At 68.7% G+C, this 24,811-nt stretch carries 21 protein-coding genes; 8 read left to right on the forward strand and 13 right to left on the reverse strand.

Features of this window, described 5'->3' with window-relative positions:
• Positions 1–63: 63 nt before the first annotated feature.
• The 3 genes from D7V93_RS00305 to D7V93_RS00315 all read right to left on the reverse strand — a co-directional run bounded on the left by D7V93_RS00305 (position 64) and on the right by D7V93_RS00315 (position 3,468).
• A complete protein-coding gene (locus D7V93_RS00305; protein WP_120641399.1) occupies positions 64–318 on the reverse strand; it encodes a hypothetical protein in 255 nt (84 codons plus the stop codon).
• Positions 319–546: 228 nt separating this feature from the next.
• Positions 547–2,640, reverse strand: a complete 2,094-nt coding sequence (locus D7V93_RS00310; protein WP_158623591.1) for an Ig-like domain-containing protein — start codon at positions 2,638–2,640, stop codon at positions 547–549.
• A 105-nt stretch (positions 2,641–2,745) separates the two neighbouring features.
• Positions 2,746–3,468, reverse strand: coding sequence for a TetR/AcrR family transcriptional regulator (locus D7V93_RS00315; RefSeq protein WP_120641401.1), 723 nt, complete (start codon positions 3,466–3,468; stop codon positions 2,746–2,748).
• 123 nt (positions 3,469–3,591) lie between these two features.
• Here D7V93_RS00315 and D7V93_RS00320 point away from each other — a divergent pair, with 123 nt between their 5' ends.
• Positions 3,592–4,464 (forward strand): SDR family oxidoreductase, encoded by an 873-nt coding sequence (locus tag D7V93_RS00320; protein WP_120641402.1) that lies wholly within the window; start codon positions 3,592–3,594, stop codon positions 4,462–4,464.
• Between the two features lie 176 nt (positions 4,465–4,640).
• Here D7V93_RS00320 and D7V93_RS00325 read toward each other — a convergent pair whose 3' ends face one another.
• A complete protein-coding gene (locus D7V93_RS00325; RefSeq protein ID WP_120641403.1) occupies positions 4,641–5,216 on the reverse strand; it encodes a class I SAM-dependent DNA methyltransferase in 576 nt (191 codons plus the stop codon).
• Positions 5,217–5,796: 580 nt separating this feature from the next.
• Here D7V93_RS00325 and D7V93_RS00335 point away from each other — a divergent pair.
• From D7V93_RS00335 to D7V93_RS47635, 4 genes are all read left to right on the forward strand, one after another.
• The gene (locus tag D7V93_RS00335; protein ID WP_147450974.1) at positions 5,797–8,694 is read left to right on the forward strand and encodes an exo-rhamnogalacturonan lyase family protein; all 2,898 of its coding nucleotides are present in this window, start codon (positions 5,797–5,799) and stop codon (positions 8,692–8,694) included.
• 270 nt (positions 8,695–8,964) lie between these two features.
• Positions 8,965–10,818 (forward strand): Ig-like domain-containing protein, encoded by a 1,854-nt coding sequence (locus tag D7V93_RS46350; protein WP_244237032.1) that lies wholly within the window; start codon positions 8,965–8,967, stop codon positions 10,816–10,818.
• 164 nt (positions 10,819–10,982) lie between these two features.
• Positions 10,983–11,138: a hypothetical protein gene (locus D7V93_RS44695; protein WP_158623592.1), complete on the forward strand. Its 156-nt coding sequence runs from the start codon at positions 10,983–10,985 to the stop codon at positions 11,136–11,138.
• Positions 11,113–11,532: an HYR domain-containing protein gene (locus tag D7V93_RS47635; protein WP_120641405.1), complete on the forward strand. Its 420-nt coding sequence runs from the start codon at positions 11,113–11,115 to the stop codon at positions 11,530–11,532. Before D7V93_RS44695 ends, D7V93_RS47635 begins: the two co-directional genes overlap by 26 nt.
• On the opposite strand, the gene D7V93_RS00350 is transcribed toward D7V93_RS47635, so the two are convergent.
• The 5 genes from D7V93_RS00350 to pdxR form a co-directional block, all read right to left on the reverse strand.
• Positions 11,498–12,094 carry a dihydrofolate reductase family protein gene (locus D7V93_RS00350; RefSeq protein WP_120641406.1) on the reverse strand — a complete coding sequence of 199 codons (597 nt, stop codon included), beginning with the start codon at positions 12,092–12,094 and terminating at the stop codon, positions 11,498–11,500. The genes D7V93_RS47635 and D7V93_RS00350 overlap by 35 nt on opposite strands.
• 107 nt (positions 12,095–12,201) lie before the next feature.
• Positions 12,202–12,558 (reverse strand): GatB/YqeY domain-containing protein, encoded by a 357-nt coding sequence (locus D7V93_RS00355; RefSeq protein WP_120641407.1) that lies wholly within the window; start codon positions 12,556–12,558, stop codon positions 12,202–12,204.
• Positions 12,555–12,977, reverse strand: coding sequence for a cytochrome c oxidase assembly factor Coa1 family protein (locus D7V93_RS00360; protein ID WP_158623594.1), 423 nt, complete (start codon positions 12,975–12,977; stop codon positions 12,555–12,557). Before D7V93_RS00360 ends, D7V93_RS00355 begins: the two co-directional genes overlap by 4 nt.
• Before the next feature lie 65 nt (positions 12,978–13,042).
• The gene (locus D7V93_RS00365) at positions 13,043–14,713 is read right to left on the reverse strand and encodes a hypothetical protein (protein ID WP_120641409.1); all 1,671 of its coding nucleotides are present in this window, start codon (positions 14,711–14,713) and stop codon (positions 13,043–13,045) included.
• A gap of 402 nt (positions 14,714–15,115) precedes the next feature.
• Entirely contained in the window at positions 15,116–16,594 is a 1,479-nt protein-coding gene (gene pdxR, locus D7V93_RS00370) for a MocR-like pyridoxine biosynthesis transcription factor PdxR (protein WP_120641410.1), read from the reverse strand.
• Between the two features lie 142 nt (positions 16,595–16,736).
• Here pdxR and D7V93_RS00375 point away from each other — a divergent pair, with 142 nt between their 5' ends.
• Entirely contained in the window at positions 16,737–17,192 is a 456-nt protein-coding gene (locus D7V93_RS00375) for a rhodanese-like domain-containing protein (protein WP_120641411.1), read from the forward strand.
• A 20-nt stretch (positions 17,193–17,212) separates the two neighbouring features.
• On the opposite strand, the gene D7V93_RS00380 is transcribed toward D7V93_RS00375, so the two are convergent.
• Positions 17,213–18,289, reverse strand: coding sequence for a ferrichrome ABC transporter substrate-binding protein (locus D7V93_RS00380; protein WP_120641412.1), 1,077 nt, complete (start codon positions 18,287–18,289; stop codon positions 17,213–17,215).
• A gap of 221 nt (positions 18,290–18,510) precedes the next feature.
• On the opposite strand from D7V93_RS00380, the gene D7V93_RS00385 reads away from it, so the two are divergent.
• A complete protein-coding gene (locus D7V93_RS00385; RefSeq protein WP_120641413.1) occupies positions 18,511–20,604 on the forward strand; it encodes a PQQ-dependent sugar dehydrogenase in 2,094 nt (697 codons plus the stop codon).
• A 122-nt stretch (positions 20,605–20,726) separates the two neighbouring features.
• Positions 20,727–21,182: a YciI family protein gene (locus D7V93_RS00390; protein WP_120641440.1), complete on the forward strand. Its 456-nt coding sequence runs from the start codon at positions 20,727–20,729 to the stop codon at positions 21,180–21,182.
• A 40-nt stretch (positions 21,183–21,222) separates the two neighbouring features.
• Here the strand turns inward: D7V93_RS00390 and D7V93_RS00395 are convergent, their stop codons facing one another.
• From D7V93_RS00395 to D7V93_RS00405, 3 genes are all read right to left on the reverse strand, one after another.
• Complete coding sequence (locus tag D7V93_RS00395; RefSeq protein ID WP_120641414.1) at positions 21,223–22,410, reverse strand: alpha/beta fold hydrolase; 1,188 nt, start codon at positions 22,408–22,410, stop codon at positions 21,223–21,225.
• 2 nt (positions 22,411–22,412) lie between these two features.
• Positions 22,413–24,074 carry a hypothetical protein gene (locus D7V93_RS00400; protein WP_120641415.1) on the reverse strand — a complete coding sequence of 554 codons (1,662 nt, stop codon included), beginning with the start codon at positions 24,072–24,074 and terminating at the stop codon, positions 22,413–22,415.
• 80 nt (positions 24,075–24,154) lie between these two features.
• Positions 24,155–24,775, reverse strand: coding sequence for a hypothetical protein (locus D7V93_RS00405; RefSeq protein ID WP_120641416.1), 621 nt, complete (start codon positions 24,773–24,775; stop codon positions 24,155–24,157).
• Positions 24,776–24,811: the final 36 nt, after the last annotated feature.

Consider the following 24,811-nt stretch of genomic DNA (forward strand, 5'->3'; position numbering starts at 1 on the left):
GGCACGGAGAAGGTGCGTAGGGTGGTGGGCGGACCTGAAGCGCCAGCTCCGAAAGCTCGCGCGTCAGCAGTTGTTGCGGGTGTTGTGGTAGATCGACGTCGTCCCCCAGTTGATATAGGTTCCGCAGGAGCACCCGCGCTCACCGATGACCTTCGTCATGGACGCGTGGTAATATCGGGTGACGCTGGTCGGAAGGTTGGTGCAGTTCGGGAGCGGCGACTCCTGCGAGGCCAGGTTCGACTCCTCCTCCTCCTGCTCCATGGGACCGCCACAGCCCACCGCCATCGCCAACAGACCGCCAATCAGGAACGTACGCATGCGTCCTCCTTGAAGGGTTGCCGCCCAGTCATACATCAAGATGTCTCACGCTGGAATCCACGACAGGTGCGTGACCCAGCGCGCAATGCCAGGGCACGCCACCTCTGACGTCAGCGGCTCAGCACTCCAGGATGACGCGCCCTGCCCCTCCCCGCGCTTCGCGTTGCAGGAGGGACACACCCCTCGGCGGCCGTTCACGCACGGCCCCTGCGCTCCACCCGGGGCCGGTTACGGCGACTGCGTCGCGAAGACCAGGTCGTCCTGGTCGTCATAGCTCCCCTGGGAACCGCAAGGCATCACCGAGCTGTTGGAGTTGAGGCGAGCCCGGAAGGCCCGGATGGGGCCGGGGGGCAGCGTGTACTTCAAGCTGAAGGTCTGCGTCATGTTGGTGTTCGGCGCGAAGCTGTAGATCAAGCTCCAGACCGGGTTGTCCACGTCGGCGGTGGTCCAGAGCTCGATGCGTGTCGGAGCTGGCATCCCGACGTAGGCGGTGACCTGGATCGTGACGACCTTGCCGGGCGCCAGGGGCGAGCCATCCAGGGTCGCGACGCGCAGGGCGTGGATGGCTTCAGGCACGGTCGCCGTGAGGAGGGTGCCGTCCTGGCAGGAGCCCTTCAGGGTGTTGGGAGCGTTCAGCTCCGGGCCGACGACGGTGCCACGTCCGTTCAACAGGGTCCCGGAGTCACAGGAGGGACCCACCACGGCACAGCGGGGCGTCATGGAGGTGGCGTCGTAGACGGCCACGCCCGAGTTCGGCGTGTTGAGCACCTGCACGGTGACCGGGGTGCTCTTGCCGACGTTGCCTGTGGCGTCGTAGGCCTTGACCACCAGGGTGTGGTTGCCGTCGCCAGCCGCCACCGTGTCCCAGTCCAGCGCGTAGGGCGCGGTGCTGCTCGTGCCCAGCAGCTTCGTGCCATCGAGGAACTCGACGTGCGTCACCCCGACGTCGTCGGACGCGGTCGCCTGGAGCGTCACCGTGCCCGTCAGGGGCGTGCCCGCGCCGGGCGCCGTGAGAACGGCCATGGGAGGCGTCGCATCGCTCACGCACGTGTGGGACGCCGTGCAGGTCAGGCCGGAGCCGCACGTGCCACACGCCAGCGTCCCGCCGCACCCGTCCGAGACGGTGCCGCACACGGCGCCCTGGCTCGTGCACGAAGTGGGGATGCAGGTGGAGGACGCGTAGCGCTCGCAGGGCTTGAGCTGGTTCGATGGGCCACTGCTGACCCCCACGCCGCTCGCGATCAGGACGTCCCCGCTGGCCAGCAGGACCGTCGCCGGTGCCTGGCGGGCCGTGAGCAGGGAGGACTCGGCGGACCACGTCCCCGTGGCCGGCGTGTAGCGCTCCACGGCGCTCACGATGACGCCGTTCAGGGTGCGGCCGCCGAAGACCAGCACCGTTCCATCGGGCATGCGCACGGCCCCCGGGGAATAGCGCCCCGTCAGCAGGGAGCCCGTGGCCGTGAAGGTGTTCGTCGCGGGGTTGAAGAGGGAGGCCTTCGTCAGCGCCCCGGTCGAACTTCCTCCGAGGAGCACCCGGCCATCCGCGAGGGGAACCACGAGCTCCGTGCCCTGACCCGTGGGAAGGGCTCCCAGGCTCGTCCACGCGTTGGTGGCCGGCGTGTAGACCTGCGCGTTCACGTCCGCGGCCAGCCCCAGGACACGGCCATCCGGGAGCAGCACGAGCCGTTGGACCTTCGCCAGCAACGAGCCTGTCGCGGTCCAGCCGCCCGTGGTGGGGTTGTAGACCTCCGCGGAGAGCAGGTCGGTGACCTGGAGGTTCCTGCCGCCCGCCACCAGCACCCGTCCATCCCCGAGCACCACGCTGGGGGCGTTGTAACGGGGCTGGGCCATGCTCCCGGTGAAAGACCAGGTCCCGGTGGCGGGGTCGAAGAGCTCCGCCGTCGCGTGGGCGGTGCGGGTCTGGACGGTGTTGTTTTCCCAGCCGCCCGCCGCCAGCACACGGCCATCCGCCAGGCGCTCGAACGAGGCCATGTCGCGAATCACGTTCAGGCTGCCCGTGATGGACCAGGAGCCTGCCTGTGGGTCGTACAGCTCGCTGATGGCGTGGTACGGCTTGCCTTGCGGAAGGAAGATGTCGTTGAACTCCATGCCGCCTGCCACCAGCACCCGGCCATCCAGCAGGCGCGTGTGCGGCACGGAGACATGGGCCTTCGCCAGCGATCCCGTCGCGGCGGAGGCCGCCTGGGATTGATGCTGGAGTGCCGTGTCCTCGGGAGGCCGTGGCTCCGCCGGTGTCGGCGCGCAGGCTTGCAGCAGGCAGGCCATTCCAATGGCCAGCCAGTCATTGCGTCTGTTGTTCATGGGGTTCCCCTCTTTTGCGCAATGCCTAGCACACGGCATCAGGCTTTGGCAGCTGGGAAGGAGATGACCCATGGCCCAGCACTGGCGCAGGGTGCTGGTAGCCTGTCACCCGGCGTCGGCGATGCGAGCCAACCATTCACGCAACAGCGCGCTTTCGCCCTGGCTCAGGACCGTGAGCCGGTCCAGCGACGCACGCAGGGTGGTGGCCGCTGAGCGGACCTCCGCGTTCGCCGGGGGCGCCGCCTGGCTCGTGACCGCGGCCACCACCGCCTCGCGCGCTGCGTCGGACAGCCCGGGGTCGCGCTGCCCTTCGGGCTGGCGCAGCAGCGTGAGCACGGCTCCGTTGCACATCGCCGACACGAGGCCGAGAGCGCGCTCTTCACTGACCCGCAGCCGGCCCGCGAGCGCGATGTTCCGGATGCGGCGCCGCAGCAGCTCGTTCCCGTTGTTGACCACGGAGGACTCCGTCGGGGGTGCCAGTTCGCTGCACATGAGCGCGAACAGCCCGGGATGGCTGAGGCCGAACGCGACGTGCATGTCCCAGCCGATCCGCAGCTCCTGAATCGGGTCGGGGTGCGGCTTGCGCGCGGCCTTCTTCGCCACGTAGCTCGTCAGCGCGTGCTCGACGACGGCCGACAGGAGGCCGCGCTTGTCGCCGAAGAGCCGGTAGATCGTCGGCGCCTGCACGCCGGCGGCGGCGGCGACGGCCCGTGTGGTCGCGGCATCAGGCCCCCCAGAGGCGATGAGCTCCGCGGCGGCCGCGATGATGCGCGCGCGAGTGTTGGGACCCTCGGCGTCTTCGGCGGTGGGCTTCTCTCGGTCCGGCATGGGAGCGACTTAGCACGCGGATGGCGGAACGCCGGTAACGAGGCCTTGATAACGGCGCTATCGGTCGCTATGTTATCGCCGGTATCTTCGCGGCGTTTCCGTCGATATCCCAAGGAGCATCCAATGATTGTCGTGACTGGAGCGACGGGGCAGCTTGGCCGTCTCATCGTGGAGAAGCTCATCACCCGCGTCCCGGTGGACCGGGTCGGCATCAGCGTCCGGGACACCCGGAAGGCCCAGGATCTGGCGGCCCGCGGCGTCCGGGTGCGGGAAGGAGATTTCGCGGAACCGAAGGGCCTCGTGCATGCCTTCGAGGGCGCTTCCCAGGTCCTGATCGTCTCCTCGAACGCGGCCGCGTATGGCGGCGACCCGCTCGCCCAACATCGCTCCGCCATCGAGGCCGCACGGTCCGCCGGTGCGCGGCGCATCGTCTACACGAGCCACATGGGCGTGAGCCGTATGTCGGCGTTTCCTCCGATGCTCGACCACGCGGAGACGGAGCGGATGCTGGGCGAGTCCGGTCTGGCGTGGACCGCGCTTCGCAACGGCTTCTATGCGTCGAGTGCGATGTTCCTGCTGGAGAAGGGCCTGCAGACGGGCGTCTTCGAGGCGCCGGCGGATGGAAAGGTCTCCTGGACCACGCACGCCGACCTCGCGGAGGCGGCCGCGGTGATCCTGGCGAACGAGGGGCAATACGACGGGCCGACGCCACCGCTCACGGCGTCGGAGGCGCTCGACTTCGGAGAGCTGTGCGACCTCGCCTCAAGCGTCCTCGGACGGCCGCTCCGCCGAAGCACCGTGTCAGAGGACGAGATGGGGGCGAAGCTCGCGGCGAACAACATGCCCCCGCGCGCGGTCGCCCTGTCGCTCGGCCTCTATCGCGCAAGCCATCACGGCGAGTTCGCGACCGTCGATCCCACGCTGCGGAAGTTGCTCGGGCGTGCGCCGACGAGCATGCGCGAGGTGATTGCCCAGAAACCGGGCCGGCCCGCTTAGCTTGGAAGGGAGACCGTACTCCTGCTTGTTGCGGGGCATCACCTGTCCTCCAGTCTGGAGCATCGGGGCTTGAGCGAAAGGCGCGCGCTGGACTCATTGCCGGACGTCCAGCTCCACGAAGACAGGCGGGTGGTCGGAGAAGAACTGGCCGCCGCCGGGGATGGCGAGAAGCCGCCTTATCCAGTCTTGCGAGACAGGAAGTAGACGTTCTCGCCTGGGTCCTTGTGCGTCGCTTCCAGCGTGAGCCCATGCGCGCGCAGCAGGTCGCGGTACCCGTCGACGCTGTACGAGTGATAACGGAACGGGACGCCATTCATCGGCTCGCCGTCGATGGAGCCGTGAGCGTCGCCTGAGGTGAAGAGGAATGCGGCGCCAGGTTTCAATGCCCTCGCGATATTGGCGATCGCCTGTTCCTGCTCGTCGTGGCGCAGGTGGAACAAGACCCCCCACGCGATCGCGGCGTCGAACGCCCGCTCCTGAAGCTCACACGACTGGATGGGCGCACAGCTCACCGGCACGAGGGGGAAGTTCGCTTGAAATCGCGCCAACAGTTCGCGGGAGCTATCCACGCCCATCACGTGGCAGCCGTACTCCAGCAGCACCCGCGTCAGCGGCAGTCCCGTGCCGCAGCCGACGTCCAGCACCGAGGCGCCGGCCGGAAGTGAGGCCGCGAGCGCAGTCACTTCCGGGACGCCCATGTGGCCTGCACGCCGGGCTGCATACCAGTCCGCGATCAAATCGTACTCGTGCACTTGTCAGCCTCCTCCAGAGAGTCGTCCACGCACCGAGCGCGCTTGAAACCATCGGCCAGGAGCTCGATGTCAGGCCCCAGCCATCCCCAGCTTGAGGGGGGCCCCGCTCGGCATTGTTACCTACTCGTCCTGCTTCTTCGACTGAATCACTGTGTCGATGCGCTTGCGCGGTGGGGTCGCGTTGCCACCATGACCGGCGGTTGTCGTCCAGGTGGGCGTCGTCAGCCTGGATGCGGATGGGCTGGTCACGATCGTTCGGCGGAGCCCAGGCGCCAAGCCCGAGGGCGAGCCGCATCCCCGTTCATCCCCGGCGTGTGCACCGGTGTGATTCACCACACCTGAGAGCCGGCCCACGCGCCGGACAGGCTGTCCGGGGCCACTGCCGGTGGCACCGTTCGTGGGCACGGCCCCCCGGAACAGGGGGACTGTCCCCCCCAGGGGCTCCGCCGCTCCCGGCGCGAGGTGCGCGTCTTCGCTGCGACGGAGCACGCGCCTCGCGGTTGGTCTCGCGATTGCTCTGCTGGTCGTGATGAGACTTCTCACTCGCAGAGAAAACCGGCTGGTTCCGGCACTCGCAACCGTGTTGCTGTTCGCCTGCACCGACAACGCCCCCCCTCCGTCCCCTGGAACGCCTGAAGAGCCTCCATCCGAGGCCACGTCCTTCCAGCTGACGCTCACCCGCACCGGCGCCGGCACGATCTCTTCCAGTCCCGCGGGCGTGTCGTGCGGCACCACCTGCGCGGCCTCGTTCCCAGGTGGTACCTCCGTCACCCTGACCGCTGAGCCTGCGGCGGGCTATCGCTTCGGCGGCTGGAGCGGAGCTGGCTGTTCCGGCACGGCCGCCTGCACCACCCCCCTCACCGCGGATACCGCCGTGCAGGCAACCTTCACCCCGGTGGCCGACGCCGCGACCCAGTACATCCCCCTGAGCCTTGCCGCGGGTCCTGCCGCCGACAAGGTCCCGCTGCGCACGGGAGTGCCCCTGCCGAAGGGGGCGCTGTCCGACCTCGCCGCGCTTCGGCTGGAGACCGCCGATGGCAGCCAGGAAGTCCCCGCCCAGTTCGACGCCATCTCGCGCTGGCCGGATGGCTCCATCAAGGTGGCCCTGCTGCACGTGGTGAGCGACCTGGGCGCCGCCCGGTCCTACCGGGTGGCCTACGGCGCTGGCGTGGTTCGCGCCGCGCTGCCGCGCAACGTGGCCATCGCAGGCACCCCGGCGACCGAGCTCACCGTCGATACCGGCCTCGTGAAGTTCACCGTCAGCAACAAGGGCGTCATCACCCGGCTCTGGCGGGACTCCAACGGCAACGGCACGTTCGAAGCGGGCGAGCAGCTCATCGACGCCGGTGACCTCTTCATGGTCAACGCCTACGACAACCTCGAGTACACCGCCTCCGCGGCGACCGACGCGGTCGTCACCGTGGAGGAAAGCGGGCCGATGCGAGCGGTCATCAAGGCCCAGGGGTCGCTCACCCACGGCAGCGGCGCGAAGCTCATCAAGTACGTGGTCCGCTACTACGCGCACCAGGGCTCCGACAAGGTCGACCTGGACGTCTCCGTCATCGACGACCGCCTCGAGGCCAACGTCGAGACCACGCCCACGTCGTTTGCCATTGCCGCCAGGGCCCTGGGGCTGCGCTGGCACTACCTGTCCGACGGCGCGGCCGACTACCGCTTCGGGGGCGAAAGTGGCACGGCATACGGCGCCAGGGTGTCCGGCGAGCACTCCCTGCTGCAGAGGGGCCAGTTCCGCTTCGAGGACGGCGTCGACCTGGGCCACGCCTTCAGCTACAGCGGCGTGGGCACCGGGGCCCGGGCTCCGGGCTGGGTGGCACTGGACTCCGGCAGCCGTCACCTGGCCCTGATGGTCAGGGACTTCTGGCAGCAGTTCCCGGGCGAGCTGAGCGTCAACGGCAACACCCTGACGGCGTCCTTGTTCCCGGCGCGTGGCGGCAGTGCGGAGACCACGCAGCCGGTGTTGTCGGGCAACAGCTATCGCCGCGCGGAGAGCATGTACTTCGCGCGTCCAGGTGGCGCCAAGACCTACCAATTGCGCCTGGCCTCCGGCAGCGGCACGCCGACCACCCCTGCCCTCCATGCGCTCAACGCCAGCTATCAGCGCCACCGCCTGGAGCTGACGGCCACTCCGGCCTGGTATGTCTCATCCGGTGTCTTCGGCGACTTGAATGTCGGCACTCCGACCGGGGCCAACCGGGGCTACGACGCCTCCTTGATGCAGGACATCTACGTGAGGAGCATCGAGCAGACCGATGGCAACGCCACCATGTTCGGCTGGCGCGACTACGGCGACCGGCTGCGAGCGGGCTGGGCGCTGGTGATCAACGACGTGGAAGTGCCCAGCTTCTACAATGACACCCATGTCGGTTCGAACAACTTCTTCACGCAGTTCCTGCGCAGCGGGGACCCGCGCTGGTTCGAGCTGGCTGACATCAGCACCCGTCACTTCATGGACCTCGACGTGTCCCATGGCCCTCGCGCCGGCTACTGGAACACGGGCGGGATGCCGCAGCCGGCGGGCGAGGTGCATGCCATCAACCATGAGAACGTGGACCACCAGGTCCGCAACCTGCACTGGGGCCACGCGCATGTGAGCGGCCTGAGCAACAGCTACCTGCTCACCGGCGACAAGCGCGCGCTCGACGTGCTCACGGAGATCGCCAACTGGTGGAAGTTCATGTCGCCCCACTCCTTCAAGCGCCCGTTCAAGGCGGCGGACATGTATCGCGAGGCCGAGCGCGACTTTTCCTGGCCGCTCTATGTGATGAATGAATACGTGCGGGTGACCGGTGATGCGGCGTACCACAAGGACGTCGCGGGCGGGCTGGTCAACTACCTCATCCAATGGTTCAGGACCCCGCTCAATCACGTGGGCTTCAACCCGGCCACGGGGAGCATCTCCAACACCGTCCTCGGGGTGAACGATGCCAGCCAGGGGACGGGCTACTGGACCATGACGAAGATGGACAACAACGCCGGGTACAATGCCACCGGGACCAACCCCTGGATGGCGGGCGCGCTCCTGGGGAACCTCATCAAGTTCCACGAAGCCGACCGCCTGTTCGCCGCCGCGGGCAAGGCGTCGGGGGTGAGCCAGTCCGAGCTCATCGACATGTTGCTGCAGGGCATGAACTACGTGGTCAAGTATGGCTACGACAGCAGCAAGCAGTACTTCGTGTACTCGGAGGTGACCCGCGGCTACAGCGGCGGTGACAATCACATCATCTATGCGCTGGGCTACCTGGACCGCCTCTACAAGCAGGAGCTCGCGGCGGGCCGCGTGGCCCACCCGGAGTGGTATGACACCCGCGGCACATGGGGCACCATTGCCGCCCGCCGCTACGACGAGCTGCAGGGCATGACGGTCGGGGGGAGCAGCCAGTCGTATGGCTTCTATGGCTACGAGATTGTCTTCCCGGCCGACTTCTTCAGCGTGATGAAGGACACGCTGGGCCGGTAGGCCGGAGCGGGTGGGGCCGGGAAGCGGGAGCCCGGCCCCGGCTCAGGTGGGCACTTCGTCCAGCTCCGGGGTCACGCGGCAATCGCGCTGAGCGCCACATCAATGCTTGCCTGAATCAAGCGAAAGGCGGACAAGTCAATATTACAGCCTTTCCAGGATAACTGGTCGACTCAACGAATTGAGGCTCCAATTCATTGAATCGAGGCTGTCGTGCCGCCGCACATGGTGGGCGGTGGCGCACGGGCACCGTGAGCTGCCAGCGTGGGGAACATGAAAAAGACATTCGTGATGGCCGCCGTGATGGGCGCGGGGTTGGTAACAGGATGTGGTGGCGCGGCGGAGCCGTCTCCAGAGCCCCGGGGGCCCGTCGCCACCACCGGCCAGGCGCTCCTCTCCCCGGAGCTCGAGGCGTCGCTCTCGTGCGTGCAGGGATACGTCAACGCGGGGACCTGTGACTGGGCGCACTGGAGCGAGCTCTGGGAAACGTGCCAGACCTACGAGCACCCGGAGCTCGAAGACGGTCTCTTCCTCGATGAGGTACAGGCAGGACGCTGCACATCCACCCACTGGCCCACGTTGCGCGCTCAGCTCATCGCGTCCCATACGCCGCGCGTCCGCGTGCGTGTGGGCTGCGACGGCGACTCCACGGTGATGCAGGAAGCCGAGCTTGACGGCTGCTACACGCTCGGTGGCGCGGATGCCTCCTACGTCGACGTTCCGTTTGGCAAGACCGTGACGCTCCACGCTGCCGCGAGCTGCAACGGCGAATCGACTGTCGTCCAAGCCAACACGAACCTCTGCGAGACCTCATTCCCGAGCGGCGCGGGCGCGAACGACAACGTGCGGTCGTTCCGGATTCAGTCCGACGACGAGGAGACGTCGCCAGCCAGCTACGTCTGTGCCGCCAATGAGCCGACTTGCGTCAGGAATTTCAACAGCAAGCTGGGCGCGATCAACACGACGCACACGGCCAAGGTCGTCCGCGTCGTCCTCGAGGGCCGCGAAACACCCTCGATCGCGACAGCCCGGGGCCGCATCCAGGATATGTATGACTTCTTCGCCGTGGCGTCGCACGGCCAGGTTCACCTGAAGTTCCTCAACACGGATCAGACCGTGAGGGTGACGAGCGGCGATTGCGCGACGGCGACGGACAAGGCCATCCAGGGCAGCACCTCGAACGCGTTCCTGAACGTGTACCTCATGCCCCTGGGGATGTGCTCCTCCTCGAACGCCAATGCGCACCGCATCTTCCTCAATGACGGCCTGATGCGGACCTACTACCACGAGACCGGACACATCCTCGGCCTCGCGCATGGTAACCGGCTCGATGCCACGGGCGCTGTCGACGCCTACGGCGACGCGAGCACGAACATGGGCAGGTTTCCGTCGGACAACTACAACCTCCCGCAGCTCCACTGGCTGGGTTGGACGAAGAAGGCGGACCTGGTCAAGGTCAACCCGGCGATCGAAGCCGGTGGCTCGATTGACGTCACGCTCCGGCCGGTGGACAACAACGCCGACAACGTCAGCCCCCTGCCGTTGGGCGCCGTCTGGGAGAGCCCCGACTCCGACATGCGGCTGTTCGTCGCCGTGCCGAAGTCACGCGTCAACAGCGTGAACCAGATCGGCGGCGGCAGTGTATTCGTGTACAGCGCACCCAAGTGCGCGGGATGCACGGGCATGGTGATGGGCACGATGCAGGTCGGGCGGTTTGGCCCGAAGGCGATCGTCGGCAACATCGCGAGCGACCTGCTCATCACGCCGGTGCACTACGAGAGCCATCAAATCCTGGTGAATGGGACCAGCACCGAGGTGTTCACCGCCATCACACTGCGCATCAAGCGGTCGGCTCCGACGGTGCTGACTCCGGCGGCTGGCTCGGTGACGAGCGACACCACGCCCACCTACAGCGGAAGGACGGAGGCCGGCTTCTCCGTCGCGATCATCGTGGATGGCGTCAAGGTGGGCACCACCAAGGCCACCGCCGAGGGCACCTGGAGCTTCACTCCCACCAAGGCGCTGGCGCTGGGAGCGCACACGGTGAAGGCCTGGGCGACGGATGCGGCGGGCAATAACAGCCCCAGCTTCGCCCCCCAGGCCTTCACCGTGGCCACCTCCGGCTGAAAGACTCCCGCAGGGCTCCATCCTGGCCAGGACGCCATGACCTGCAGACACTCCTTCCATGCTGGCCGCTACGCAGCGGCTGCTGGACGAGGCGGTTGAAGCTGACCCGTTATCGCGGGGCAGCTTCAACCTCAGTTTTCCCGGCTAGAAACCAGGTATGCGAGGTGAAGCGCCGCATCCGTGGTGTCGGCTCATTCCCGGACCTCGCCGTGGAGGCCACGAGCATCACGGGCGCCACCGTCACCTACGCCGCCGCGACGGCTTCCGACGCCGTGTCGGACGTCACGGTGGGCTATGGCCGCACGTCGGGTTCGCACTGAGGCCACCGGCGCCCAGGGCGCGGACGTGGCCCATGCCCCGGCCACCGCGACCGGACGCGGGCCACTCTCCGTGACGTACAGCCGGGAGCCGGGGCCAGGACTCCCGCTGCCCACCGCCACGGACGCGGGCACCGCCGCGCCCCGGGTGACGTCGAGCCACGTCAGCGGAGCCCTCTTCCCGCTGGGCGCCACGGAGGTAGCCGTCGCCGCGACGGACGACATGGGCAATGCCTCCAGCTGTGCCTTCACCGTCTCGGTGAGGGACCGCACGCCGCCGGAGCCCCCGCCGCGTTCTTCCCGGCAGGGGCTCCACGGGGCGCGGGCAGCTCACCGCCGGACGAGAAAGGCGTGGGGTTGGACTACGCCTTGCGTACCGGGTAGCGCAGGTGTGTAACGCCGACGCCCGGGATCACCGTCGGGTTGCCAAGGACGGCGGGCATGCCGGCGAGGTGGTCAAAGAGCCGAACTCCGGAGCCAAGAAGAACCGCCGCGATGTCGACGTGGATTTCGTCGAGGAGGCCAGCATTCAGGCACTGCTGGATGGTGTCAGCGCCGTGGACCCCAACGGACTTCCCAGCGGCGGCGGCTTTGGCCTGGTTCACGGCGCTTTCGATGCCGTCTGTCACGAAGTGGACCGTCGAGTTGGGCCGCGGCCATCCGGCGGGGATGTGGTGGGTCAGGACGAATGCGGGTCCCCAAGCGTGATTTCCGCCCCAGCCTTGGGCGACGTCGAAAGTGCGTCGACCGGTGAGCATGGCACCCAGTCCGGACGTGAGCTCGCGAAGGTGCTCGGCGCTCGGCCCGGACACCTTGAACGTCATAGGGTCCGACCCTCCGGTGTGGAATTCGACGTCCCCCGAGGTGAAGTACCAGTCGAACACTTCGGCCACGCCATCGTTGCGGTCGGCGACGTAGCCGTCGAGCGACATGGACATGATTGCGACAACCTTCGACATGGCGATGTTCCTTTCGAGGGGTGGAGACGGCCTTCAGGGGAGCGCATGAGCATGCTGCCTCATGGAGCACGGCGGGCGCCTTGACGGTCCCCGCTGTCAGGCGGAGCTCAAAGCGCCAGGAGCACATCCACTTGCGCACTCAGCGCGCGGGCCTCTTCGGGCCTGCCGAGCTGGAGGTAGAGCGCCACCGCGTCGCGTCGCTCCTGGATTTCGCGCTGGATGAGCGCATCCACCGCCTCCGGGGACAAGAGCAGTCGAGACACTTCACCACTCCCGAGTCCCCCCGCGCTGCCAGCGATGCCGCCAGCGACCGATTCAGGCGCGACGCTCATGTCGGGCGCCTCGGCATTGTCGATGGCGGCGAGCGTTTCCCGAAGTACCGCCGAGGCGGGTGCATTTCGAGTGCGCAGTGCGTCCTTCAGCGCGGCACGCAGCGTTGCCTTCCATTCATCCACGGTCCTCATCCGCCTACAGTACACGCCCGCGTCTGCACCGTGGCGCCATCGGTCTCCAGGACTCCCTCCAACTTCCAGAAGCCGTTGATCTTCTCGCCCTGGAAGTGGAGCACCCCGCGACCGGTCGACCCCGCCACCGGCATCCGCCAGTCCACGCGGCCGGAGGTCGCGGACCACGTCTGACTGCCTCGGGGGACCTTCAGGTATCCGTGGGACCAGCCCCACCACGCCGCGTCGATGGGCTCGCCCAGCAGGCGGCGAGCCTCCTCGCAAGCCGCCAGCCTCGCCAGCGCTGCCCGAGGCGCGTCACTCATGCGCAGCTTCATCCGGTCATACGCTTGAAAGGCCACCGCGAGGACCAGCAGCCCCAGCACGCTCTGGACCCCGCGCGTTGAAAGGCTGGCCGGACGGGCGGAAGACATGGGCATGAGGACAGTGTCCTCCATCCTTCTCGGGGCCGGCAACCGCGCTCCTTCGCCCCGGGTGAGCGTCCCTACTCGCGCCGGAGCGTGTCCTCGTGCCCCGCCACGCCCACGGGCGGTCGGCGCAGCACCACGGGCTGAGCGAGCCCTGGCAGGAAGCTCAGGTTGGACAGGACGTTGTTCCCTTCAGCCAGCTTCGCGGTCGCATGGCATGACACGCAGGAGCCTGTGTTGAAGGGGTTCTTGGGGTCGTAGAAGGTCTGCAGGTAGGTCTCCACCACCGAGTTGGAGAGGTAGCTCGGCACGGCGGTGCTGGGCACACGCGGGTTCGGGGTATCGGTGAGGCTCGCCCCCCACTGCGTGCCCACCAGCATGTAGTTCTGGAACACCGAGCCGAGCCGTGCGAGTTGGCCGCGCCACTGCGTGTTGAGCGTCTGCGTCAATGGATAGATGTTCCAGCAGCGCGAGATCTGCGTGCCGACCGTGACCGCCTTCCCCTGGCTCCAGGTCGCGACCTGATAGGCCTTGGCGAAGGGCTGCGTGGGATTCCAGTAGAAGCGCCCTCCCGCGGAGGCTGTGGGCGGCTGGTTGGTCTTGCAGTCGGGTGACAGGCATTGCGTGTTGAAATACGAGTAGTTCGCGCTCGGCGGCGCCGTGAGCACCGGACAGTCGAGTTGATTGAACGCCGCGCAGGTGCCCGGGGACGTCGGGTCGCACGGCCGGGAGGCCAGCGGCGCGTTGTCGACATGCTCGAAGGTGGTCCAGAACCATTCGGGCTTCAGCGCGTTCTGGGTGACCGGGTTCTTCTGCATGATGTGCATGGCGACGAGCCCCAGGTCGACGGTGGCGCAGATGGGCGCGGGCGCCTCCCCGGAGCTGGCGCGCACCAGGTCGGGCGCCACGGTCAACATCGCCGTGATGACGTAGAAGCGCTTCTGGTTCTCGGCGTGCCGGGCCGGATCGAGCACACGCCACGCCGCCTTGATCTCGATGGCGCCCGTGGTGGCGCCCTGGTCACCCGCGGCGGGGAAGCTCACCGTGCCCCGTGCCTTGACGAGGTTCTGCTGCCCCTGGAGGGTCGTCAGGTTCCAGTTCGTGTTTCCGCCCGGCGCCTTCAGATAGGCGACTTCCACGCCGTTGAGCCGCCGCTCGTAGATCGTCCAGTTGCCGGAAACGTCGATGGCGGGCTCGCCCGTGGCGGCCTGGATGTACTCCTCGTTGTGCGCATCCGGGTTCCCCTGGCCGTCCGAGCCGACCGCGAAGACGGGCATCCCCGGAGGAGCGTTGCAGCTGGCAACCACCCTGGCGTCGCCGAACACGTCCGAAACCCGGGGCCACCCCTGCCAGACCCGGGGCCCATCGCCCTGCAGCCCCTGGCTCGCCGGTGAGCCTTCCTTTCCCTGGGCCCAGTTCAAGGCGATGAAGGTCTGCCAGGAGAGGTTGTCGAACGGGGTCTGCGGGTCGTTCTTCGCGGAGGTCGGCAGCTGGCCGATGATGCCGTTGTACGCGACGGTCTGGTCGATGGCGGGATCAGGCCCGATGTCGCCAGGGATGACCGGGCAGAGCGGCGAGCCCCCGGGTTGCGGCCCCGCCGCCGAACAATAGACGGCCTGCGGCACGTAGACCGCCTGCGGCGTGTGCTCCAACGGGACCGCCCCTCCCCTGGAACAGGCGGTGAGCCCCCCCAGGACGAGCGTGACCGCCGTGGCGCTTCTCTGGAGGAGGATGTTCACCGGCCCCATGGCTTTCTCCTTGGCTTCAAAACGAGCGGGTCTGACGTCGCGCCCCACCCTTCCGCACTGCACGATGCAAGCCGCCCACCGCAGAAACTCCTCCTCCGCCTGGAGTGCGCCACGCCACACCGGGAAGTGCGTCCTCACCGCAAACACATGCGTCCGAGCGGGACGCGGGGAGGCCCAATCCCAATGCATGCGGTCCGGGTCGACGATGCTCTCAGGCGAAGCATGGTTCCATGCCTGCTCCTGCTGAACACGGGCACGCACCGGCGACCTGTCGGGCTGGCCCGGCGAGGGCAGGAGCTCAATGAGATGCACCGACTCTTGTGGACGGGTGGACGCTCACGTCCGTGGCTCGCATTGACAGACCCGAGCGACCGGATTCATCGCCTTCCGCGAAGCCCTCACTCAGCCCTTGAGCCGCGAGAGCGCGCGCACCGCGGCGCGCAGTCCCGCGGGGCTCGCCCCCGAGAACCCCAGCACGAGCCCCTGTTCCCCACGCCGCCCCAGGTAGAGCGGTGACAGCCGGCGGGCCCCGAGCCGCTTCGTGTCGGTGCGCTGGACGACGTCCCCGTCCTGCCAGCCGGGAGCGAGAAAAGCCGTGACGTGCATGCCCGCCTCCGCCGCTCCGGGCCGCAGCCACCCTTCCGCCTCACGCCGCAGGGCATCCAGCAGCGCATCCCGCCGCTCCGCATAGGCCAGCCGCATCTGTCGCAGGTGCGCGGCGTAGTGCCCCGCCTCCATGAAGTGCGCCATCGCCGCCTGGGACAGCAGCGGCGCATACCCATCCGTGGCGGCCCTCGCGGCGGTGAAGGGCTCCACCAGCGCGTCCGGGACGACCAGGAAGGCGAGCCGCAGCGAGGGGAACATCACCTTGTTGAAGGTGCCCGCATAGAGGACGCGCCCCGCCACGTCCAATCCCTGGATGGCCGCCAGGGGCCTCGTGGCGTAGCGGAACTCGCTGTCGTAGTCGTCCTCGAACACCCACGCACGCGCGGCCCGGGCCCACTCCAGCAGCGCCAGCCGTCGCGGCAGGCTCAGCGTCACGCCCAGCGGGTACTGGTGCGAAGGCGTGACATAGGCCAGCCGCGCCTTCGGAGCCCGCGCGGTGCCCACGTCCACCCGGAGCCCCTCCGTGTCCACCGAGACGGGATACACGCGCGCCCCCGCGGACTCGAACGCGGCCCGCGCACCGAGATAGCCGGGTTCCTCCAGCCACACGCCCTCCCTTTCGTCCAGGAGCAGCCGCGCGCAGAGGTCCAGCGCCTGCTGCGTGCTGGAGAGCACCAGCACCTGTCGCCATCCACAGCGCACCCCCCGCGCCGTGCCCAGGTGCGCGGCGATGGCTTCTCGCAGCGGCCGGAACCCCGCCGGCTCGCCCGCGGTCATCAGCCCGGGCCCGCCTTGCCGGGCCTGCTTCGCCACCGCGCGGCCCCACAGGTGCGTGGGGAAGAGGTCCAACGCGGGCAGGCAGGGCGTGAAGGGCTGCACGTCGCGGGGCTCCGGCGGGAGCACGTCGCGGGACAGGCGCTGCCCCCGGCGGGACAGCCCCGGCCGGGACAGCGGGCCGCTGCGACGCGCGGGAGCGGCGGTGATGCTCCGGGGCAGCCGGGCATGCTCGGGCAGTGCCACCACGCTGCCGGAGCCGACGCGCCGCTCCAGGAAGCCCTCCGCATCCAACTGGGAGAAGGCCCCCTCCACGGTGCCTCGGGAGACGCCCCATTCGCGCGCCAGCGTGCGCGTGGAGGGCAGCCGGCTGCGCGGCGCGAGCGCACCGGAGAGGATGGCCTCCCGCAGCCGCTCATAGAGCTGTCGGTGGAGGGATCCGCTCCCTCCGGTCTCCGGCTGGAGGAACGGCAGGGACACTCCGGCGGCCCGCTTCGGCATGCCCCCATGAAGCCAGGGCCCGGGCGCCCCGGCAACCGGCGCCCCGCCCATAATGGCCCAGGCCCAGGAGCCAGAATGGAGCTATCCGCCGGACCACTTCGAAGGCACATTCCCGCGTGTCGAAGTCACTGGAGGTCCCGTCATGACTGCTTCCGCCACGCCGTTCTCCTTCGTCCTCGAAACGCCGGCCGCGCCCCCCGAGGAGGCCCGGCGTCACTTCCTCGCGAAGCTGTCCGTGGAGACCGACCCGGCCGACGTCCACCTGGACCTGGAGCGCGGCAAGAAGGGCTTCGTCGTGGTGGACGTGCGCACGAAGGAGGCCTTTGCCGAGCGCCACGTGCCCGGCGCGCTCAACCTCCCGACACGGACCCTCAGCGCGGAGACGACGGCGCACCTGAGCAAGGACGACGTCATCATCACCTACTGCTGGGGCCCGGGCTGCAACGGGTCCACCAAGGCGGCCGCCCGCTTCGCCGCGCTGGGCTTTCGCGTGAAGGAGATGATTGGCGGCATCGAGTACTGGGTGAAGGAAGGCCACGCCACCGAGGGCACGTCCCCGCGCGGCACGCCCGTGTACGCACACCGCGGCGACACCTGACCCGAGGCACTCCTTCGGGGTCAGTACACGCCAATCAGGTGGATCTGCACCCTCGGGTTCCCGAGGAACTCCTTGAGTCGCCAGCGGCTGCGCATCCCCTCATCGTGGATGCCCACGCCTCCGTCCTGGGGGGCCTCCGCGCTGGCGAGCGCCTCGCGCAGCTGGGAGACGGCCCAGTCGTCGAACTTCGAGTCCCCCGAGCCCTCGATGACCTCCAACTCCAGCACCTTCCCATCGCGGGCCTGGCGGACCTCCACGACGGCGGCGAGGGCGAGGATGGGCTCGGTGACGTCCACCATGTACATGTTCGCGGCGCGTCCGGCCTCGACGGCGGCCTGGAAGCGGTTGCGCTGCTCCAGGCGCTGGTCGCGCTGCTTCGAGGCATAGGGGCTGCCCGTCTTGCCGAAGCGCTGGATGGCCTCCACCTGCTCGCGCTTCATCCGCGAGGAGAGCACCTTCAGGTCCGGCGGGGGCGGGTCGACCAGCTTCTTCGTGAAGTCCTTCTGGAGCTTCGCGAAGTAGGGAGAGGGAGCCCCGCGCTCCGCCCGCGCTTCCGCCAGCGAGTCCCGGGCCCACCCGTCCACCTTCACGCGCGCCTCTTCCGCCTGCTGGCGCGCGACGGCCTTCGGATCGGGGACCTCGCCCGTGTTGCGCAGGGTCCGTCCCGTCGAGCGCGGCTGGCCCGTCAGCCCTTCTCCGAGGAGATGTCCCGGCACCAGGATGGGCCGCTCCGCCGACGCAAGGGGCGTGTCCTCGGACAGGGGCTTCTCCCGAACCGATGGGTCCTCCTGGCCGGACTCCCCTGCCGGTGGCGCGGTCGCCACCTGGGGGGCGGGGGTCTCCGGCGTCGAAGGAGCCGGGCGCTCCCCACGGCGCGAGGGAGGAGCAGTCACCTGGGCAGGCGGTCGTGCCGTCGGACGGGGGACGGCCGGCACCGTCGGCTTCTCGGGCACCTGGCGGATGTCGAACTCCACGACCTCACGCGACGCCGGCCTCGGAGGCCGGACGGACGGGACCCGCGACAGCGCGAACAAGAGCGCCGCGTGCAGGAGCACCGAGAGCAGCAGTGTGAGGCCCAGCCTGGAGCGACGTGACACGCAGGACAGCTTGCCCCGCCCACCCCTCCGCGTGAAGCGTCCCGAGGGACGGAGGTTGCTCCGCCATCCCGCCTGCCTGACGTCCAGGAGGGACGCAAAAGGGGCGTGAGCCTGTGAGCGCCTGCTGCTTGGGGTTCAACACCCGCCGATGCGGCCCACAAAGTTTGCTTGAGCCCAACCCCGAATACCGGGAAAGAGGTGACACGCAAAGGAGCGTCTCAGTGAATGTCCGTCAGCTGTCCGTCGTAGTTCGCCGCACTGGACTGGCCGTATTCCTCGTCGCCGTCACCGCTTGTGGAGAGAAGCCAGAGAACGACCCCGAACTCCCAACGCAAGCTGCCGCGGTGACCGCGGGCACCCGGCTCATCGGCGTGCAGTCCGGCCGCTGCCTCGACGTGGCCCAGAACAGCCAGACGCCGGGGCAGGTGCTCCACATCTACGACTGCCACGGGCAGGCGAACCAGCGGTTCCTGTTCACGCCCGAGGGCGAGCTGCGCGTGTTCGACGGCGCCTGGTGCATCCAGCCCGCGACCGCCAGCGCCGGGGCCAGCGCGGTCATCGGCGCCTGCACCGGGGCAGCGAACCAGCGGTGGGTCCGCAACGCCAATGGTGCCGTGGTCCATACGGCGTCCTCGCTGTGCCTCGACGTGTCCGGACAGGCCACCGCCAACAGCTCGCCGGTGGTCGTCTGGAATTGCAACGGCCAGACGAACCAGCAGTGGTCGTTTCCGGCCGACACCCAGGCCCCCACCGTGCCCACGGGGCTCACCCTGTCCAACGTGACGTGCAACTCGGCCACGCTCACGTGGTCGCCGTCCACGGACAACCAGGGGGTCGCCTTCTATGACGTCTACCACGACGGCCAGCTCATGAAGACCGTCTCCGGCGCCACGGTGTCCACCGGGCTGACCGTGGTCCCCGGCGCGACCTGGGGCCTGTACGTGAACGCGCGGGACGCGGCGGGCAATGTCTCTCAGGGCAGCGCCACGCTCTCCATCACCCCGCCGCCGTGCCAGGTGGACACCCAGCCTCCCAGCGTCCCGACCGGCGTCACCGCCACCGCCCTGGGCACCAGCGTCACCGTGAGCTGGACCGCGTCCACCGACAACCTGGGCGTGACCGCGTACGACGTGTTCCGAGGGGGCGTGAAGATTGGAACGGTGTCCGGCTCGCCGCCCGGGACGACCTTCGTCGACAGCGGCCTCTCCCCGACCACGGCCTACACCTACGCCGTGCTCGCCCGTGACGCGCAGGGCAATGCGTCCGCCCAGAGCTCGGCCGTGACGGTCACCACCGGCCAGGCCTGCACGAACGCCGTCTGCTCCGTCACCCAGGTCGCCACCGACACGGACATCCCGTGGGGCCTGGTGAACCTGCCGGACGGCTCGGTGCTCTACGGCCGCAGGGACGCGCAGAACATCGTTCGCCTGGACCCGGCGACTGGCCAGAAGACGTCGGTGGGAACCATCCCCAACGTGCAGAGCACCGACGGCGAGGGCGGGCTGATGGGGCTGGCCGTCTCCCCCTCCTTCTCCACCGACCGCTGGCTGTACGTGATGCACACCTCCCCCACCGACAACCGCATCGTGCGCCTGCGGTACGAGAACGGCGCCCTCAACACCGCCTCGCTCCAGGTGCTGCTCCAGGGCATCGGCCGCAACAAGTTCCACAACGGCGGGCGCCTGCGCTTCGGGCCGGACGGGAAGCTCTACGCGTCGACCGGAGATGCCCAGAACGGCGCCTACGCGCAGGACACCAACAACCTGGCCGGCAAGGTGTTGCGCCTCAATACCGACGGCACGGTCCCGTCCGACAACCCCTTCGGCAACTACGTGTGGAGCTACGGCCACCGCAACCCGCAGGGGCTGGCCTTCGACTCCCAGGGCCGCCTCTGGGAGCAGGAGTTCGGCAACTCCGTGATGGACGAGACCAACCTCATCCAGAAGGGCGGCAACTACGGCTGGCCGAACTGTGAGGGGACGGTGTCCCAGGGCGGTTCGGGCTGCGCGACGGCCGGGTACATCGCCCCGAAGCAGACCTACCCCACGTCGGAAGGCTCCTGCTCCGGCATCGCGGTGGTCCGCGACGTCCTCTACGTGGCCTGCGCCCGCGGCTCACGCCTCTACCGCGAGGTCATCAGCGGCTCCAGCTTGACCAACGTGCAGCAGTTCTTCGTCGGCACCTACGGCCGGCTGCGCACCGTCGAGCCGACCCCCGATGGCAACCTGTGGATGACCACCACCAACCAGGGCGACAAGGACAGCATCCCCGACAACAGCAACGAGAAGATCTTCCGCGTCGTTCTGGGGCAGTAGGCAGCATCCCAGGCCCCCGGAGCCCTGAAGGCGCCGGGGGCCTGCGACGTGGCGATGAGGGCCCACGGGGAAGGCCGGAAGGTGGCGCGATGTCGGGCCGCTCCCCTAGCGTGGCCCGCACCATGCCCCTCACCACCACGCTGCTGCTGCTCGCCCTCTCCGCCACCCCTGCCGCGCCGAGCACGCCGGCCCCGAAGCCCGCGGCCCCGGCCGTGAAGAAGTTCGAGTTCGACAAGCACTACCTCGTCCTGCTCAAGCGCGCGCCCAACGCCCCCAAGATGGAGCCCGCGGCGCTCGAGAAGCTGCAGGCCGAGCACATCGCGCACCTCAACCGCATGGGGGAGAGCGGAAAGATGGTGCTCGCGGGCCCTTTCGACGAGCAGGACGACGTGGGCATGCGCGGCGCGTGCATCTACCGCACGGACACGAAGCAGGAGGCGCGGCAGCTCGCCGAGCAGGACCCGATGGTGAAGGCGGGCCGGCTGCAGGTGGAGGTGCTCGCCTGGTACACCGAGAAGGGCTACCTCGCCTTCCCCAAGGCGCCGCCCGCGGACGCGCCGAAGCCCGCGCGGAAGTAGCGCCCGGGCAGCCCGGCGCCACCTCCCGGGGACGCCTGCCTCACGGGGCGTGAGGCAGCACGGGCGAGGGAGGCCCCTGCCGATCCGGCGTCGCGGGAGGGACCGCGTCCACGGGGCCGGGCACCTGCGGGGGAGACGGTGGCGTCTTCGGGGAGGCCTCGGGTCCCACCGACGGAGGCGGAGCCACGGTGCGCGACTCCGGCACGCTCCCGAGGAACGCCTGCAACGCGGCGTTGAACGGCTCCGGGCAGTCGAGCTGCACGGTGTGGCCGCACCCTTCCAGCCCCACGAGCTTCGAGCCTCCGATGTGCGCGTGGCCGTACTCGAAGATGTCCCGCGGGAAGCCGCCGTGCATGAACGGGTTGGGAATCAGGCGGTCCGACTCGCCGAAGATGATGGCGGTGGGGGCGGTGATGCGGTGGAGGTTGTCGCGCACGAAGTCGTCGTGGGCGAGCCCTGTCACCGAGCGCACGTTGGCATAGGCATACGCGTCGAACCCGGGCGACTTCGCCAGCCGCACGCGCTCCTCGATGAGCCACTCCAGCTCCGGCCGCCAGTTCTGGAAGTTGGCCTGCCGCACGCTGCCCCAGACGCCGTACTCCGGCGCGGACTTGATGAGCTCCGTGCTCATCACCCGCGTGAACCAGGCCTTCTCCTTCGGGGAGAACTTCTCGAAGCCCGCGGGCGACACCAGCACCACCGCGGCGGGCTCGCTCGGGTAGCGGATGGCGTACGACAGCGCCGTCTGTCCGCCCATGGAGTGGCCGATGAGGATGGGGTGCTCGACGCCCAGTCCCTGCGTCAGCTCGCGCACCGCGTCCGCCATGGCCTCCATGGTGTACGGGAAGGAGCCCGGCTTGTCGGACTTGCCATAGCCCGGCAGATCCACCGCGACGACGTGGTAGCCAGCGCGGCTGAGCGTGTCGATCTGCGCCCGCCAGAACTTCAGGTAGCTGCCCAGCCCATGGATGAGGACCACCGTGCGCGCACCGGGCGCGGCGGGCAGCTCCACGAAGGCCACCTCCGGCACGCGCGTCATGCCGTAGGTGGCGGCCGTCTTCGGCAGGGCCATGCGCTTCAACGGCCAGGGCGTCTTCGCCCCGGCCGACGAGTAGTCCAGGTCCTGGAACGCCAGCGGCGGCGCGCTGGCATACGAGCGCACGCAGCCAGGGGAGGAGGCGAGCCCCGCCGCGAGCAGCAGGGCCTTGAGGGCGCGGGAGGTGCTCATGGTCAGAACGCGTACCAGGTGAAGGTGGTGAAGGCAGCGAAGGGGTTGCCCTTCACCGTCGTGGAACCGTCGTAGAAGCTGCCGCGGAACAGGTAGCCGGCGTGCACGCCCACCGTCATGAGGTAGCGGATGGTGTAGCGCACCTCCGCGTTCACCTCGGCGCCAATGAAGCGTCCTCGCCGCACGTCCGTAGCCCAGCGCGGCGGCGTGGCCCCCGCGTTGGCCAGCCCCGTGGCCACCTTGAGGTTGAGCTTGTTGGGGACGATGTCCCACGCCGCGCTCGCGATGCCGGTGCGCAGGCCGTAGCCCTGGTTGGAGATGTCCGTCACCGCGCCCGTGTAGTTGTTCACGGTGCTGGTGAAGGGGAACAGCAGCAGCATCTTGTGGTCGAACCACACCGAGCCGGGCAGGCCATACTGGTTGAGCGTGAAGGCGCCGGTGTAGCGGCCGTCATCGAGGTTGCTGTCGCCGGTGGTGAACATGCCCTCCAGCGTCACCAGGTCCGACGGGCCGCGGCCCCACTGGTAGAGCACCTCCAGGTTGGCGGACAGCCCGGAGATGTCGACCTTCTTGTTGAACGTGGTGTCCGCGCGGTCGCTCGTGTAGCTGCCGCCGTTGTACATGACGAAGCCGGAGGCGCCGAGGCGACCCGCGCGGAAGTCGATGTTGTGGTGGAAGTTGGCGCCGAGCCAGAAGACGTTGCCGGTGGGCCGCTCGATGTTGAAGCGGGGCGTGCCCACGAACGGGCTGAGCCCCGTGGAGGACGGGCCGCTCTTCACGATGCCCTCGAAGGCATACGCGTCGCCCTTGGTGTCGTCGCGCAGGTACCACGCGGACAGGCCCACGTTCGTCCCGGGCTGCACCGGATACGCGTAGTCCGCCGTGAGCAGGTAGACGAACTTCAGGCGGGGGTCATCCTTCGTGGCCTTGTCCGACTGCGCGCTGCCCAGCGGCAGCAGGCTCAGCTTGGACAGGCCCTTGTAGTTGCTGAAGAGCGTCAGGCCGGTGGCGTCGCTGCCCAGGAACGCCAGCTTGTAGCCCGTGCGGATGATGTCATTGAGCGGCGTGCGCGTCGGGTCGAAGATGGAGTCGTAGACGGGCTGCGTGCCGATGAGCAGCGTGAGCCGGGCGGGGTTGCGCGTGGGGTAGAGCGCGACGTTGACGTTCTTCGTCTGGATGTTGACCTGGTCGGCGTTGAAGCCGCCGCCCTCGTTCTGCTGCGAGGCATTGGCGGCACGTCCCCAGAGGTAGTCCACCTCGAACTGGGCGCGAAAGGACGCCAGCCCGTCCGCGAAGGAGGGGCTGTACTCCAGGACGGGAATCCAGCGCTGCTCGACGTAGAACGCCGAGCGCCCCGGCTCCACGCGGACGGAGCTGCCGGACAGCGAGCCGATGGGCCCCAGCGACACGCCCTTGAGGCCGGCGGGGTCGCCCACGCTGTTCGTCAGCGACAGGCGGGTGAAGAAGTAGTTGATGAGGATGAACTCGCGAGGCTTCGCATCCTCCTCACGGTCCTCCTCGTCGAACCAGTCGCCGTAATAGAGGCCCGGCACCGTCGCGGTCTGCGCCGCCGCCGGCAGCGACAGCCCGGCCAGGCCGAGCGCGAGCATCGCCGCGCCCCGGCGCATCACCTTGCCTGCCGCACCCAACCACCCTGCCGTCATACGCACCTCGACCCCGCACGCGGGGCACATCCGGAGGGAAGGACGGCGGGCGCGGCTTGCGCCCACCGCCACCGTGCGACCTAGCCGCTGATCTCGTAGACCTGCACCGCGTTGCCGGTGAAGGCCTGGCCGGAGGTGCTGATGGACTTCGCCCCCACCGCGCCGTCGGCGCAGTGCCAACCGGTGGCCTTGGCCTCGAAGTACAGCTCCATGGAGAGCTTCTTCGTGTCCTCGGAGAACCGCGCGCGGCCCTCCTGCTTGAAGCTGCCGTAGTCGACGAGGACCTCGAAGCAGCTCCCGTCCGCCGCGATGTTGGTCAGGGTGACGGCCTTGGAGTCGAACACCAGCGCGTTCTGCGCCGCGGCATGGTCACAGGTGCTGCCGGGCTGGCCGACCCCCGGGGAGTTGCGGAGGGTGCCGGGGACGCTGTTCACGTGGAAGTTGTTGCCGCCCACGGAGATGGTGACCGTCTGGAAGCACTGGCTGGCCGAACCCCAGTTGATGTCCTCGTCCAGCGACAGCGGGTGGCTGGGGATGTTGTCCCCCGTCATGACGAGCGTCTTGCCCTCCAGGAACGCGAGGATGTTCGACTGGCTGTCCAGCTTGGGCTTGGTGTCCACCGGCGGATCCGTCGTGTCGTCCCCACAACCGGAGAGCCCCAGCGTGCACAGCGTCATCGCGGACAAAAGCGTCTTCTTCATGTGAGTGATCCTCAAAGATGAAAGCCGATTCATCTT

The organism is Corallococcus llansteffanensis (assembly GCF_003612055.1).
Taxonomy (GTDB): domain Bacteria; phylum Myxococcota; class Myxococcia; order Myxococcales; family Myxococcaceae; genus Corallococcus; species Corallococcus llansteffanensis.

Excerpts from the sequence above, each read along its gene's own strand:
- D7V93_RS00390 (WP_120641440.1), top strand. The coding sequence starts at position 20,727 with ATGCCCCTCACCACCACGCTGCTGCTGCTCGCCCTCTCCGCCACCCCT.
- D7V93_RS00400 (WP_120641415.1), bottom strand. The coding sequence starts at position 24,074 with ATGACGGCAGGGTGGTTGGGTGCGGCAGGCAAGGTGATGCGCCGGGGC.
- D7V93_RS00320 (WP_120641402.1), top strand. The coding sequence starts at position 3,592 with ATGATTGTCGTGACTGGAGCGACGGGGCAGCTTGGCCGTCTCATCGTG.
- D7V93_RS47635 (WP_120641405.1), top strand. The coding sequence starts at position 11,113 with ATGGCCGCACGTCGGGTTCGCACTGAGGCCACCGGCGCCCAGGGCGCG.
- D7V93_RS00360 (WP_158623594.1), bottom strand. The coding sequence starts at position 12,977 with ATGCCCATGTCTTCCGCCCGTCCGGCCAGCCTTTCAACGCGCGGGGTC.
- D7V93_RS00355 (WP_120641407.1), bottom strand. The coding sequence starts at position 12,558 with ATGAGGACCGTGGATGAATGGAAGGCAACGCTGCGTGCCGCGCTGAAG.
- D7V93_RS00315 (WP_120641401.1), bottom strand. The coding sequence starts at position 3,468 with ATGCCGGACCGAGAGAAGCCCACCGCCGAAGACGCCGAGGGTCCCAAC.
- D7V93_RS00405 (WP_120641416.1), bottom strand. The coding sequence starts at position 24,775 with ATGAAGAAGACGCTTTTGTCCGCGATGACGCTGTGCACGCTGGGGCTC.
- D7V93_RS46350 (WP_244237032.1), top strand. The coding sequence starts at position 8,965 with ATGAAAAAGACATTCGTGATGGCCGCCGTGATGGGCGCGGGGTTGGTA.
- D7V93_RS00365 (WP_120641409.1), bottom strand. The coding sequence starts at position 14,713 with ATGGGGCCGGTGAACATCCTCCTCCAGAGAAGCGCCACGGCGGTCACG.
- D7V93_RS00375 (WP_120641411.1), top strand. The coding sequence starts at position 16,737 with ATGACTGCTTCCGCCACGCCGTTCTCCTTCGTCCTCGAAACGCCGGCC.
- D7V93_RS00305 (WP_120641399.1), bottom strand. The coding sequence starts at position 318 with ATGCGTACGTTCCTGATTGGCGGTCTGTTGGCGATGGCGGTGGGCTGT.
- D7V93_RS00310 (WP_158623591.1), bottom strand. The coding sequence starts at position 2,640 with ATGAACAACAGACGCAATGACTGGCTGGCCATTGGAATGGCCTGCCTG.
- D7V93_RS00395 (WP_120641414.1), bottom strand. The coding sequence starts at position 22,410 with ATGAGCACCTCCCGCGCCCTCAAGGCCCTGCTGCTCGCGGCGGGGCTC.
- pdxR (WP_120641410.1), bottom strand. The coding sequence starts at position 16,594 with ATGCCGAAGCGGGCCGCCGGAGTGTCCCTGCCGTTCCTCCAGCCGGAG.
- D7V93_RS00350 (WP_120641406.1), bottom strand. The coding sequence starts at position 12,094 with ATGTCGAAGGTTGTCGCAATCATGTCCATGTCGCTCGACGGCTACGTC.